Below are 13,487 nucleotides of genomic sequence, written 5' to 3' on the forward strand. Positions count from 1 at the left end.
CTCGTATTACTCACAACAGTGGCCTGTCTCGCGGCCCCGGCCTGGGCTCAGGACGTGCCGTCGGACACACCGACAGACACGCAGGTGGCCCGGCAGGACACCATCCTGGTGACCGCACGCCGCCGCGAAGAGAGCATGCAGGATGTCCCGGTCTCGGTGACCGCAGTCTCGGCCGATGACCTGGAGCGCCAGGGCATCACCAATACCGTCGAACTCGACCAGATCGTGCCGAACCTGCAATTTGCCACCTACGGCACGCTGACCGGCAACAACTCGGCCGCTCAGGTCTTCATCCGCGGCATCGGCCAGACCGACGCCACCCCCGCCGTCGATCCCGGCGTGGGCATCTATATCGACGAAGTCTATATGGGCCGCTCGGTGGGCGGCGCGATGGACTTCCGCGACATCGCCAGCGTTCAGGTGCTGCGCGGTCCGCAGGGCACGCTCTTCGGCCGGAACACGATCGGTGGCGCGGTCCTGATGAGCACCAACGAGCCGGGCGCGGGCAACACGCTTCGTCTCGGCGTCGGTGAGGACAATCTCTACGAGGGCTTCATCGCTCTGGACGTGCCGATCAGCGAGGAACTCGAGGGCCGCGTCTCCTTCGGTGCGCGCCAGCGCGACGGCTATGTCACCCGGGCTTTTGACGGCGTCGATCTGGGCAATGAAGACACCTGGACCGCTCAGGGCACGGTGCGCTGGGAACCCTCGCCGGATGTCAGCTTCCTCCTGCGCGGCGATTATTCCAAGGAAGACGAGAACGGCTCGCCCTTCGTGTTCGTCGAGATCAATGAGAGCCAGCTCTTTCCGATCATCGGCAGCGTGGTCGGCGGCTGCCCGGGGGCCAGCTTCCCGCCACCGACCCCTGTCCCGATGATCGACGATCCGCGCTGCGCGAACGATTTCCAGGAAATGGGTCCGTTCACCAATGGCGGCACCTATCCCGCCTCCAGTACGCTGGAAAATGGCGGACTTGCGCTGACCGCGGAATGGGACGTGTCCGACACGCTGACCCTGAAGTCGATCACGTCGGCACGCACGCTGGAATGGACCGGGTCGCGCGATGCGGACAACACGCCCCTGCTCGTCCTGCACACCAATTACGACAGTGAAAGCGAGCAGTTCAGCCAGGAATTCCAGACGCTGTTCGATCTCGGCTCCGTCACCGGCGTCGCGGGCGTCTACTATTTCGACGAGAGCTCCTACGACCGGCTCATCGTCCCGCTCGGCACGCCGGGCACCTCCTACGACACCCAGCGCGTCAATCTGGGCACCGAGGCCTGGGCCGCCTTCACCGACTGGACGTGGGACATCTCCGATGCGCTGAGCGTCGGCGGCGGCCTGCGCTATACCGAGGAGGACAAGACGATCCAGGGTTCGCTGTTCAACGTCGCCGGCGTGAACAGCCCGGAGCCGCCCATCCCGAGCACGCTCTGCCCGTTCGGCGGACCGCCGCCGACCCAGGTCGGCTGCCTCTTCATCTCCGACGACGAGTTCACCCAGAGCTTCTCCTCGCTCACAGGGTCGGCCAGCATCCAGTATCGCTGGACCGACACTTTCATGACCTATTTCCGCTTTGCCCAGGGCTTCAAGAGCGGTGGCTTCAACCAGCGCTACAACGCGGCGACGCCAGGCAATGTCCCGATCGCGTTCGACGAGGAAACGGCGGAATCCTTCGAGATCGGCTTCAAGGCCAATCCGGCGCGCGGCATGCGCCTGAACGGCGCGATCTTCACCACGAAGTATGACGATATCCAGCTCACCTACCGGCTGGGCGTGGTGCCGTTGCTGTTCAATGCCGGTGAAGCGACCATCGAGGGTGCGGAGCTGGAATGGACCTGGTCTCCGACCGCGGACCTGATGCTCGACGCCAGCATGGGCTATCTGGATGCCGGCTATGACAGCATCAACGACCCGACCGTTGGCGGAACCAATCCGACCGCCGTCGCCACACTGGACAGCAAGCTGCCCTTCGTGCCCGACTGGACCTGGCATGTCGGGGCGTCCTACACCTTCCACCCGACGCCCGATTTCGAGCTGATCCCGCGGATTGATGTCAGCTTCACCGACGCCATCTTCTTCGATGCCGGCAATTCGACGAATATCGCGGCCGATGAAGTCACGCTGGTGAACGGGTCGCTTACTCTTGTGAGCCTCGGCAGCGACTGGCGGCTGGCGCTGCACGGTCACAACCTGACGGATGAACTCTATCCGGTGGCGGGTACGTCCTCGACCACGACGTCGTCAGGCTATGCCGAGGTCATCAACGCCCGTCCGAGAAACTTCACGCTGAGCTTCACGCTCGACTTCTAGCGTTACGGACAGGCACCGGAACAGGCGAAGGCCGGCCGCACCCCGCGGCCGGCCTTTTTCCGGCGCTCAGGTCTGAAACACGACCGTCTTGCAGCCATTCATGAGGATACGGTTCTCCAGATGATGAGCGACGGCGCGCGCCAGCACACGGCGCTCTATGTCGCGGCCCTTGCGGATCAGCGCCTCCGGGGAGTCGGCATGGGTGATCGGCTCCACGTCCTGGACGATGATCGGGCCCTCATCGAGGTCCGACGTCACGTAGTGGGCTGTCGCCCCGATCATTTTGACGCCGCGCTCGTGGGCCTGGTGGTAGGGCCGGGCGCCCTTGAATCCGGGCAGGAAGGAATGATGGATATTGATGCAGCGCCCGTGCAGATGGTCGGCCATGTCCTGCGACAGGATCTGCATGTAGCGCGCCAGCACGACCAGCTCTGCCGAGGTCTCCTCGATGATGGCCTTGATGCGCGCTTCCTGCTCGGAACGCGTCTGCGGCGTGACGGGAAGATAGTGATACGGAATATCGCCGATCAGGGTGAGGTTCAGCGCCTCTTTCGGGTGATTGGAGACAATCCCCACCACGTCCATCTTCAGCTCGCCGATCCGGTTGCGGTACAGCAGGTCGCCCAGACAATGGTCGAACTTGGACACCAGAAGGAGCACGCGCTGGCGGCGTGCCGTGTCGCGCAGCGTCCAGGTGAAGCCGCTGGCTTCCGCGGCCATTGCATGCAAACCCGCGTCGATCGTATCGGCAGCGCCGCGTCCCGCCTCCACGCGAAATTCCACGCGCATGAAGAAGCGCCGGGTTTCGAGATCGTCGAACTGCTGGGCCTCGATGACATTGCCGCCGCTGGAAAAGATGAGCCCGGCAACGCCGGCCACGATACCCGGCCGGTCGTCGCACGAAAGCGTCAGAACGTAGGTCTCGGTCATACGGTCGTTCCCCGCTACCGCCGGAAACCGCTTCCGGCACTCCGAGCCCATTAGCCGCATTCCAAATTGTATGCAATATACAACGTTTTTCGCTTGCCCTCCTCCCCTTGCGATAATATTGCATACAATAATGAGATCAGGGAGGAGAATCCATGAGCCGCAAATCGCTTGAGGACGTCATTCAGTCGGCCGGCAACACGGTCGACATGCTGCGCAACTCGCAGATCGGCGCCTATGTCTATCCGGTCGTTCCCACCGAATTCTCCAACTGGCGCGACGAGCAGCGCGCCTGGCGGGAAACCGCGGTTCTGTTCGACCAGTCGCATCACATGGTCGACCTCTTCATCGAGGGCCCCGACGCGCTGAAGCTTCTGTCAGACACGGCGATCAACAGCTTGGGCAAGTTCCGCGTCGACACGGCCAAGCAATACGTGCCCTGCTCCTATGACGGCCACGTGATCGGCGACGGCATCCTCTTCTATCTGGCGGAAAACAAGTTCGTCTTCGTCGGCCGGGCGCCGTCGGCGAACTGGCTGATGTTCCATGCCGAGACCGGCGGATACGACGTCGAGGTCCGCAAGGACGACCGGTCGCCGGGCGCGCCCATGGGCAAGGCGGTCACGCGGGTGCACTACCGCTACCAGATCCAGGGGCCCAATGCGCAGCAGGTGATCGAGAAGCTCACCGGCGAACCGATGCCCGACATCAAGTTCTTCAACATGGGCTACATCACGATCAAGGGCCGCAAGGTGCGCGCCCTGCGCCACGGCATGGCCGGCGCGCCGGGACTGGAAATCTGGGGCCCTTACGCCGAGGGGCCGGAAATCCGCGACGCGATTCTGGAAGCCGGCGCCGAATTCGGCATCGTGCCGGTCGGATCGCGGACTTACGCCACCAATACGCTGGAATCGGGGTGGATCCCCTCGCCGCTCCCGGCCGTCTATACCGGCGAGAAGATGAAGGCCTATCGCGAATGGCTGCCGGCCAACGGCTATGAAGCGACCGGCTCGATCGGCGGCAGCTTCATCTCGCGCAACATCGAGGACTACTACCTCACCCCGTTCGAGCTCGGCTACGGCCCCTTCATCAAGTTCGATCACGACTTCATCGGCCGCGAGGCGCTCGAGAAGATCGAGCCCGAAAGCCAGCGCCGCAAGGTCACCCTGGCCTGGAATGGCGAGGATATGGCGAAGATCTTCGCCTCCTATTTCAACGGCGCGGAAAATTACAAATTCTTCGACCTGCCGCTCGCCAACTACGCCTCCTCCAACTACGACGCCGTGCTTCATGACGGCGAGACCGTCGGCTTTTCGATGTTCACCGGATACAGCTTCAACGAACGCATCGCCCTGTCGCTGGCGACCGTCGATCCGCGCGTCGAAATCGGTCAGGAAGTCAAGGTCGTCTGGGGCGAGCCCGATGGCGGCACCAGCAAGACCACAGTCGAGCGTCACAAGCAGATCGAAGTCCGCGCCGTGGTCAGCCCGGCGCCCTATTCGCGCGTGGCCCGCGAACAATACGCCGCCGGCTGGCGAACGGGGGGTGCGGAGTGATCCGCGCCAACCGGCGCTTCGCCGGCCTTCGGCCCGGCGCGAGGCGCGCCCCGACATGCGCCCCCTGGCACGGGAGATAACGACCATGTCCCAGCAGCACGCACAATCGGCGCCCTGCTCCGAATGGGCGCACATCCTGGACGGATATTCGGTCGAGGTGACCACGCGCGACGCCAGATCCCTCTCACAGGTTCAGCCCATCCTGCCATCCGGCACCGAAGTCTTCATCGCCGCCCTGCCGAAGGAGAAGCCCGCGCGCCAGGTCGAGATGGCGGTGGAGCTGCGCGCGCTCGGCCACGTGCCGGTGCCCCATATCGTGGCGCGTCACATTTCGCATGTGGCAGACCTCGACGCGCTGCTCGCGCGCCTCGTGCGCGAAGCCGGCGTCGACCGCGCCCTGGTCCTCGGCGGCGATCGCGACACGCCGGCAGGCGCATTCGACAGCGCGCTCCAGCTCATCGAGACCGGGCTGTTCGAACGCCACGGCATTCGCCGCCTGTCCATTTCCGCATACCCGGAGGGCCATCCGCGCATCTCCGATAGCGAGCTGGACCGGGCGCGGACCGACAAGCTCCTGCAGGCCGAGGCGTGCGGCCTCTCCATGGACCTGGTCAGCCAGTTCTGCTTTGACGCCGCCCCGATCGTCGCCTTTGCCGAGCGCCTGCAGAGCGAGGGCTGCAAGGCCCGCCTGCGGGTCGGCATTGCCGGGCCGGCCGATCGCGCGACCCTCATCAAGTACGCGATGATATGCGGCGTCGGTCCCTCTCTGCGCGCGCTCAAGGAACGTCAGGCACTCACGCGGAGCTTGCTGAGCGGTGAAACGCCGGAGCGCCTGCTGAGCGAGCTCGCACAGGCCCGCCGCCAGAAGCCGGACCTGCCGATCTCCGGCATTCACTTCTTCACCTTTTCCTCGCTGGCCGAGAGCGTGACCTGGGCGGCGGACTGCCTGAAGCGCAGCCGCGCGGCCTGAGACCGGTCCTGTCCCGGCTCCTGTCCCTGCCCGCCCACGCCCCTGCCCGGCCTATTTCTGCCAGGCGCGCGCGCTGACCGAATAGAGGAAGGTCGCCGACCAGGTCAGCACCATGAAGCCGCCCAGAGACTGCATCATGTTGATCATGCGGATCGGGCCGCTGGTCTCGATCTGGGTATAGCCCAGCGTGGCAAAGTTGATTCCGGAGAAATAGACCAGCCCGCTCCAGCTTTCGTCGAAACCGCCGCCGAAGCTTCCCAGCCCGCCCCAGGCAAGCAGCGCCTTGTAAGCCCCGGCAAACGCCAGAATCTCCACGGTGTGGATCGCGAGCAGGCCGAGAAAGGTCAGGACCACGACGCGGCGCGGATGGTTATCCGACCCCTTCGTGGTCTCGCGGACCGCCAGAAGCCCGTAATGGTGGCCTAGGCCCAGCGCCGCCACGAGCGTGAAACCGATGAAAAGCGAGAGCATTGTCTCCTCCCTGCCGGGGGTCAGCCATATCCCGTGTGAACTTGCGCCGCTTGTCTATGTTCCGGCGACCGGATGGGTACGAAGAATGGCGGAAGCCGGCAGAACCTATCCCTCTCCGTGCGCGTTGGTCTTCCTGTCTCAGGAGGACGAGAAATGAAAACGATCCCGATTTTTGCGCTGGCCCTGCTCTTGGCCGCCTGCAGCGATCCTGCATCACCCGAACGCGTGCGCCCGGCAGGTGAGCCGTCAGGCGAGCCGGCGAGTGATGCCTCGGATTCCGGCCGGCCGATGGACGAAGTGCCCGAGCAGCAGACGCTGGCCGATGGCGGGCGCGAATACCGCTTCGACAATGGCTGCGTGATCGTGCTCGAACCGGCCCGGGCCGTGGTCAGGACAGAGAGCGCGGACTGCCAGCTCTATCACCGCGACATCGCCCTGCTCTACGCCTCCGGCGATTAATCCCGCCGCCTCCAGGCGCGGCTTGGCGCTGTAAGCAATTTTGATTATATTGAAGACACGATCGGCCTGGGAAACCTGAATGCCCCGAACCACAACGATGACTGTAAGGCTGAGCGAGATCCTCAGCGATTTTGTCGCGGCCAATGTGGGCGAGGCCGGCTCCTACGACAATGTCAGCGAATACATCCGCGACCTGATCCGCCGCGACAAGGCGCGTGCCGACGAGGCCGCGTTCGAGCGCCTGAAGGCAGAGCTCAATCACGCCTTCGCGGCCCCGGACTCCACATACCAGCCGCTCTCCGCCGCCGAGATCATCGCGCGCAACAAGGCATAAGCGGGAAGTGGCCGCAGTCCGCGTCCAGCAGGCGGCCTCCCACCGTCTGGACGAAATCTACCGCTATACGCGTGACCGATGGGGCACCGAACAGGCGGACCGCTATATCTCCGGCCTTTTCGAAGCTTTCACTCAGATCGAGACGCACCGGATTCTCTCGCGCCCCGTTCCCGCCGAGTTCGGCGTTGTCGGCTTCTTCTTCCGTTACGGCCATCACGTCGTCTACTGGCGCCGGCTCGACAACGGCGACGTGGGTATCGTCACGATCCTGCACGAGCGCATGCACGCGATCGACCGCTTCAACGAGGATTTCGGCTCCTGACGCCGATGCCCCGCGCCGCTAGCGCCCTGCGCACCCATTTCAAGCCTTGCCGCAGATGCAATCTCAGCGCGCGCGGGCGGAACGGGCCGCCTCGCCGCCCGGTTCTGTGTGGACCCCCCAGCCACAGGAGCCCCCATGTCCGGCCCCATCAAGACGATCAACCCCGCCACAGACGAACCCCTCGCCGAATACGCGCTGATGAACGACGATCAGGTCGATGCCGCCGTGGAGGCCTGCCACAAGGCCTTTCTCGACTGGCGCCTGAAATCGCTGGACGACCGCGCCGCGGTCATCCGCGCCATCGGGAAAGAACTGCGCGACAGCAAGGACGCGTTTGCAAAGCTCATGAGTCAGGAGGTCGGCAAGCTGATAAGCGCCAGCCATGACGAGATCGAGCTGTGCGCGGCCATTTGCGACTTTACCGCCGATAATGGCCCAAGCGAGCTGGCCGACGAGGAGCGCGAGATTCCCGGCGGCACCGGCGTCGTCACCTATTCGCCCCTCGGCGTCATCTACGGCATCCAGCCCTGGAATTTCCCCTGCTATCAGGCGGTCCGCTACGCCATCGCCAATCTCATGGCCGGCAATGGGGTCCTGCTCAAGCACGCCGCCAACTGCACCGGCAGCGGGCTCTTCCTGCGCGACGTGTTCGAGCGCGCCGGCCTGCCTGAAAACCTCTTCACCGTGCTCATCATCGATCACGACCAGTCCGACACGGTGATCGAACATGAGCGCGTGCGCGGCGTCACGCTCACCGGCAGTGACGGGGCCGGCAAGGTCGTAGCGAAAAAAGCGGCGGAAAACCTAAAGAAGACCGTGCTGGAGCTCGGCTCCAACGACGCCTACCTGATCCTGCAGGACGCCGACCTCGACGTCGCCGTGGATGCCTGCGTCACCGGGCGCATCTACAACAATGGCGAGACCTGCGTCGCGGCCAAGCGCTTCATCGTCACGGCCCGTCACTATGACGAGTTCGTCGACCGGTTCACGCAGAAGATGCGCGCGATGAAGATGGGCGACCCGTTCGACGAGGACTCCGATCTCGGCCCCATGGCACGCGGCGATCTGCGCGACACGCTGCACGAGCAGGTCACAGACAGCGTGAAGAAGGGCGCGAAAATCCTTTGCGGCGGCGAGATCCCGGACCGGACCGGCGCCTACTACCCAGCCACCGTGCTGGTGGATGTCGCGCCCGGCCAGCCCGCCCATGACGACGAGCTGTTCGGTCCCGTCGCCTCGATCATCAAGGCGAAGGACGACGAGGACGCGATGCGCATCGCCAATGACAGCCGCTATGGCCTGGGCGGCGGCATCTTCTCGCAAGACGAGGACCGCGCGCGAGAGCTCGCCAGCCGCCATTTCGACACCGGCATGGTCTGCATCAACGGCTATAACCTGGCCATTCCCAACATGCCCTTCGGCGGCGTGAAGGATTCCGGGTATGGCCGGGAACATGGCGGCTTCGGGATGAAGGAATTCGTCAACGCCAAGTCGCTCTACATCGCCTGAGCGGCGCAACGCTAAACGCCTCTGAAAGAACGCCCGCCCGGGCCATCCGGGCGGGCGTTTCTTGTACCTTGACGGCAAGCGGCGGGCTCTAGTCCTCGCCGCCCTCCTCGTCCCCCTCGCCGGTCCGGGACTCGATGGACAATCCCTCCTTGAAGGTGAGCGTGCGGTAGGGGAAGGGAATTTCGATGCCGGCGGAGTCCAGCCCGTCCTTGATCGCCAGCACCACGGCGGAACGCGACTTGTGCTTGTCCACCGGCGCCGAGCCGGCCCACCAGCGCACGGTGAAATCCAGTGAGGAGGAGTTGAACTCGCGCGCATACACCTCCACGCCCTTGTCCTTGTCGATCTCGTCCGCCCCCTCGGCGGCCTGCTTGATCACGTCGAGCGCCGTACGCGCATCCTCGCCATAGGCCACGCCCACCACGATATCGTAGCGGCGCTGCGGCCGGTCGGTTTCGACCTCGACCGGATTCTTGAACAGGATCGAGTTGGGCACGATGACCAGCTCGTTGCTCTTCTGGCGGATATACGTGTCGCGGATCGTGACTTCCTCGATATCCCCGCTGACATCGTTGACCTCGATATGGTCGCCCTTGCGCATGGGTTGGCGCGCCAGGATGAAGATACCGGCGAGAAAATTCTCGAACGTGTCGCGAAAGGCGAGCCCGACCGCGATGCCGCCAATCCCGAGCGCACTGATCGCCTGGGCGGGCGTGACCGAAGGAAACAGCACCATCGCCGCGATCAGCAGGCCGACAATCCAGATCGCGATGCTGGACAGGGTCTGGAACAGGTCGGCGAGCGCGCGCCGCGCGTGGGCTCGCAGGGCCGCCTTGTGCACGCCCCGGCTGACCAGCGCAGCCACGAGCCAGGTCACCAGGACGAGAAGGATCGAGAGGACGATTTGCGGGATGGACTGGACGAAGCCGATCCAGATCGAGTTCAGCTCCTCGAGCAGAGGCTCGAAGAATGAGATCGCGGTCCGGGCGGCCTCGGCCGCCTCCTGAGCCTCTTCCTGGCGCAAACGCCCCTCCCTGTCCGGTCGATGACAGGACTAACCGGCCCGGGCGTAAGAAGGTTTCACGCTGTTAGCGAGACCCGGCCCATGCCAGCCACGAAAAAGCCCGCGCCAGGCCGGCGCGGGCTTTTATCGTCAGACGTGAAACCGCACGCCTAGATCTGCAGATTGGCGTGCAGCATGGCGTAATATTCGCGGATCTTGCGGACATACTGAACCGGCTCGTGGCCGCGCGCATAGCCGTGGCGCACCGTGGTGTAATACTCGCGCTGGCTGAGCAGCGGCAGCACCTCTTCCATGGCCTCCCAGCTATTCTTGTCGAGGCCGCGGCGCTCGGCCAGGCGGCGCGCATCGTAGATGTGACCCATGCCGACATTGTAGGCGGCCAGCGCGAACCAGAGCCGGTCTTCGCCCTCTACCCCGTCTGGAATGCGGTCATAGAGATTGGCCAGATACTCCGCCCCGCCCTGCACGCTCTGGCGCGGATCGAGACGGTTCTCGATGCCGACCTCCGACGCCGTAGCCAGGGTGAGCATCATGAGGCCGCGCACGCCGGTCGCGCTCACCGCGTCGGGATCCCAGTGCGATTCCTGATAGGCTTGGGCGGCCAGAAGCGGCCAGTCGAACGGTGTGTCCTGCGCCGCCATCTCGAAGAAGCTGCGATAGCGCGGCAGGCGCTCGTCCAGCCGCTCGATGAAGCGCACCACGTCAACATAGTCGAATTCGTCGAAATGGCCGTACCAGCGCTCGTCGAGCGCCTGCAGATAATCGTTCTGGTGAGCCTGCGCAAACCACGCTTCCAGGCGTGGCTCCAGGCCCTCGACCTGCGTGCTGCGCACCCAGGCCAGCGGCTGATCCTCGCTCAGCTCCATCGGGACGACCAGATCGGGATGGCGCCGGCGGGCATAGGCCACGAGGTTGGAATCTGCCACGGTGCAGTCGATCTGTCCGCGCTCGACGGCGGCGAGCAGCGGCATGGCCGACCCGGCCTGGCGCGTCGTCCAGCCAATATCGGGATTGTCTTCCTTCAGGCCCTCAAGCGTTTCGACATAGCTGGATCCGGCCACGACAGAAATCCGGGCCTCGTCCAGCTCGTCGATATCGGACGGGCGCACGGCGCCGCCCCGGCAGACCAGCTGCTGGCGCACATTCTTGTAGGCCGGCCCGAACTGGGTCTGCGCCGCCCGGCGTGCCTCGGTATTGGTCAGCCCGGCGGCGGCCAGGTGAACCTCTCCGTTCGCCACCGCGTCGAGCAGGGCCTCGATATCGCGCTTCACCACGAAGCGCACGGTCAGATCGTTGGCCGCGGCAAAGGCCTGGACGAGTTCGACCTCGTAGCCGGTCTCGCCCTGCTCGTCTTCCATGTAGCTGGTGGGGCCTTGAAGCGTGGCAACCACAAGCTCCCCGCCCGCTTCCGGGAAGGTCTCGCCGACGGTGAAGCTGGACGAGCCGAGCCCGACCCCGTTCCCGCCACACGCGCTGAGAAGACAAGCCGCCGACACTCCGGCCGCGATGATGAACTTGCGCCGCATAGATAAGGTCATCCCTCTAACCTAATGAGTGGGACGTAAAATTTCAAATCGGGGCGTTTTTGTGTTCGTTTCCGGTGTCTTTTCGGGCACCTGGTTCATTACAAAACGGAAACGATTCGCTTTTCCCGATTACTTCCTGAAATATAATGAATATTATATTCACTGCGGCCGCGCTCCAAACTGTTGAAGCGCGCTGCCAAGGCGCGTCCCCACAGCGCGACTCGTTCAACCCGGCTAGTCTTCGGGACGGTTCAGCGACCAGTCATAGGCATGACCTGAAATCTGCGGGTTGGACCGGATCCGGGCCGCCAGCTCCGGGCGCGCGTAGTCCAGCAGATGATCGATAACGCCCGCTTCGTCCCCGCCAAAGTCCTCGCGATACCAGCGATAGATGCGCGAGACGCGCAGGCCCTGCCCGGTCACGGTCACACCGCGCGGATCGTTGATATAGCCGCGTGCGGCCTCGTCCAGGTCGGCGTCCAGCGTCTCGCCGCGCCACGGCTCCGGTTGCAGGTCGGGGCAGGAAATGGACGCGCAATTGACCGCATAGTGCACCAGGGCGGCCTCGTATCGCTCGCGCATTATGTCATGCTCGATCGCGTCCAGGCTCAGCGCCTGCCCCGCCACGGTCACCAGCTCCATGCCCCAGGGCCCGGCGGCAAACAGGTGCGGCCTGATCTCGCGGATCGAGTCTTGCGGGTCTTCCTCCACGATCAGGCGCACCGTGACCGCATTGTAGAGATTGGCCCAGAAGGCGAAGGCCTCGTCGCGCGACAGGGTGTCCGGGTCGATGGCCTCCAGCCCGGCAATATAGGCGTCCAGCGCTTCGCGGTCGGCTTGTGTCTCTCTCAGCGCCTGATAGTCGAAGCGGTTCGCGCCCTGTGCGTCCTCGCGAAGGTAGAGCGTGAGAAGCCGCGCCCATCCGGCGTGAAGGTCTGCGCGATCGCTGGCACGGTCCGGCGGTGGCCCGGGCTGGGCATAAGCGGGAATCGGCGCGGTCAGACAGGCCAGGCCAAGCACGGCAATCAAGAGTCGCATCCGCTGTGTCTCCCTGAGATACTTGAGCGTCCTGTCCGGACCGCCGCGGCGATTCCTTGCCGCAACTCTCTCGATATCTAGGTCCGGACCGGCCCAAATCGAGGATGCAAGACGCCCATGCCCGACCCCAGTGCCGCACAGTCCTCCCGCATCACCTTTCCGGTCCGCGGGGGCGCTCTGACAGGTTACCGCTGGGCATGCGAGGGCGCGCCGGTCCTGATCTTCGCGCACGCCAACGGATTTAATGCCTCGACCTACCGCCGCCTGCTGGCGCCGCTCAGCGGCCAGGTGGAGATCGTCGCGGTCGATCTGCGCGGCCATGGCCGCTCGACTGCGCCGTGGGACCCGGACACGCTGGATGGCTGGCAGATCCATGGCGAGGACCTCGCCGAAGTGGCACGCAGCCTCATGCCGCGCCCGCTCATCCTGGCCGGGCATTCGATGGGCGCGACCTCGCAGATTCTGGCGGCCGCGCGGCTTGACCCGGCCCCGCTGGGGCTTGCCCTGATCGAACCGGTCATCATGCCCGCCACTTTGCGCGTCCTGATGCACACACCGGCAGGACCGGCCTTCATGAACCGCTTCCCGCTCGTGACCAATGCCAAGGCGCGCAAGGACGGCTGGGCCGATATCGAAGCGGTCAAGGCGCGTTACAGCTCGAAATCGACCTTCTCGCGCTGGGCCGACGGCATGCTGGACGACTATCTCGAAGACGGGCTGGTGGAACAGGACGGCGAATGGCACCTCGCCTGCCCGCCCGCGTGGGAGGCGGCCAATTTCGCCGCCCAGCGCCATGCGCCGATCAAGGCCGCCCGCCAGCTGCGCGCGCCCATCCACGTGCTTCAGGCCGGACACGGCTCCACCCTGCGCGATCCCAAGGCGCTGCTCGGCGCCGGCGCGCAGATCGAATGCGCAGAAGAAGACGGACACTTGCTGGCCATGGAATCCCCGGACGAGACACGGCGCTGGCTCTCGCGCATTTTGACCCGGCTCATGGCTGAAACCGATGACGGGCTGGCCGGGTGACCGCGTGCTCTC

Annotated in this window: 13 protein-coding genes; 8 read left to right on the top strand and 5 right to left on the bottom strand. The window is 64.8% G+C overall.

Annotated elements, in window-relative coordinates:
- Positions 1 to 108: 108 nt before the first annotated feature.
- Complete coding sequence (locus tag E5162_RS05150; RefSeq protein ID WP_206751038.1) at positions 109 to 2,313, top strand: TonB-dependent receptor; 2,205 nt, start codon at positions 109 to 111, stop codon at positions 2,311 to 2,313.
- Between the two features lie 66 nt (positions 2,314 to 2,379).
- Here the strand turns inward: E5162_RS05150 and purU are convergent, their stop codons facing one another.
- Positions 2,380 to 3,243 carry a formyltetrahydrofolate deformylase gene (purU, locus tag E5162_RS05155; protein WP_135943858.1) on the bottom strand — a complete coding sequence of 288 codons (864 nt, stop codon included), beginning with the start codon at positions 3,241 to 3,243 and terminating at the stop codon, positions 2,380 to 2,382.
- Between the two features lie 152 nt (positions 3,244 to 3,395).
- Between purU and ligM the strand changes: the two genes are divergently transcribed.
- Complete coding sequence (gene ligM, locus E5162_RS05160) at positions 3,396 to 4,796, top strand: vanillate/3-O-methylgallate O-demethylase (RefSeq protein ID WP_135943859.1); 1,401 nt, start codon at positions 3,396 to 3,398, stop codon at positions 4,794 to 4,796.
- A gap of 85 nt (positions 4,797 to 4,881) precedes the next feature.
- On the top strand, positions 4,882 to 5,766 hold the full coding sequence (locus E5162_RS05165; protein WP_135943860.1) for a methylenetetrahydrofolate reductase: 885 nt from the start codon (positions 4,882 to 4,884) through the stop codon (positions 5,764 to 5,766).
- A gap of 51 nt (positions 5,767 to 5,817) precedes the next feature.
- On the opposite strand, the gene E5162_RS05170 is transcribed toward E5162_RS05165, so the two are convergent.
- Complete coding sequence (locus E5162_RS05170; protein ID WP_135943861.1) at positions 5,818 to 6,237, bottom strand: ion channel; 420 nt, start codon at positions 6,235 to 6,237, stop codon at positions 5,818 to 5,820.
- 153 nt (positions 6,238 to 6,390) lie between these two features.
- Here E5162_RS05170 and E5162_RS05175 point away from each other — a divergent pair, with 153 nt between their 5' ends.
- From E5162_RS05175 to E5162_RS05190, 4 genes are all read left to right on the top strand, one after another.
- The gene (locus E5162_RS05175) at positions 6,391 to 6,696 is read left to right on the top strand and encodes a hypothetical protein (RefSeq protein ID WP_135943862.1); all 306 of its coding nucleotides are present in this window, start codon (positions 6,391 to 6,393) and stop codon (positions 6,694 to 6,696) included.
- Between the two features lie 79 nt (positions 6,697 to 6,775).
- Positions 6,776 to 7,030 (top strand): ribbon-helix-helix domain-containing protein, encoded by a 255-nt coding sequence (locus E5162_RS05180; RefSeq protein ID WP_135943863.1) that lies wholly within the window; start codon positions 6,776 to 6,778, stop codon positions 7,028 to 7,030.
- A 7-nt stretch (positions 7,031 to 7,037) separates the two neighbouring features.
- Positions 7,038 to 7,352 (top strand): type II toxin-antitoxin system RelE/ParE family toxin, encoded by a 315-nt coding sequence (locus tag E5162_RS05185; protein WP_135943864.1) that lies wholly within the window; start codon positions 7,038 to 7,040, stop codon positions 7,350 to 7,352.
- Between the two features lie 135 nt (positions 7,353 to 7,487).
- The gene (locus E5162_RS05190) at positions 7,488 to 8,861 is read left to right on the top strand and encodes an NAD-dependent succinate-semialdehyde dehydrogenase (RefSeq protein ID WP_135943865.1); all 1,374 of its coding nucleotides are present in this window, start codon (positions 7,488 to 7,490) and stop codon (positions 8,859 to 8,861) included.
- Positions 8,862 to 8,949: 88 nt separating this feature from the next.
- Here the strand turns inward: E5162_RS05190 and E5162_RS05195 are convergent, their stop codons facing one another.
- The 3 genes from E5162_RS05195 to E5162_RS05205 all read right to left on the bottom strand — a co-directional run bounded on the left by E5162_RS05195 (position 8,950) and on the right by E5162_RS05205 (position 12,449).
- On the bottom strand, positions 8,950 to 9,885 hold the full coding sequence (locus E5162_RS05195; RefSeq protein ID WP_206751039.1) for a mechanosensitive ion channel family protein: 936 nt from the start codon (positions 9,883 to 9,885) through the stop codon (positions 8,950 to 8,952).
- A 149-nt stretch (positions 9,886 to 10,034) separates the two neighbouring features.
- The gene (mltF, locus tag E5162_RS05200) at positions 10,035 to 11,423 is read right to left on the bottom strand and encodes a membrane-bound lytic murein transglycosylase MltF (protein WP_135943866.1); all 1,389 of its coding nucleotides are present in this window, start codon (positions 11,421 to 11,423) and stop codon (positions 10,035 to 10,037) included.
- Between the two features lie 222 nt (positions 11,424 to 11,645).
- Positions 11,646 to 12,449, bottom strand: a complete 804-nt coding sequence (locus E5162_RS05205; RefSeq protein WP_158291200.1) for a DUF547 domain-containing protein — start codon at positions 12,447 to 12,449, stop codon at positions 11,646 to 11,648.
- A 117-nt stretch (positions 12,450 to 12,566) separates the two neighbouring features.
- Between E5162_RS05205 and E5162_RS05210 the strand changes: the two genes are divergently transcribed.
- Positions 12,567 to 13,475: an alpha/beta fold hydrolase gene (locus E5162_RS05210; protein ID WP_135943868.1), complete on the top strand. Its 909-nt coding sequence runs from the start codon at positions 12,567 to 12,569 to the stop codon at positions 13,473 to 13,475.
- Positions 13,476 to 13,487 lie beyond the last annotated feature (12 nt).

This window comes from Marinicauda pacifica, from assembly GCF_004793635.1.
Lineage (GTDB): Bacteria > Pseudomonadota > Alphaproteobacteria > Caulobacterales > Maricaulaceae > Marinicauda > Marinicauda pacifica.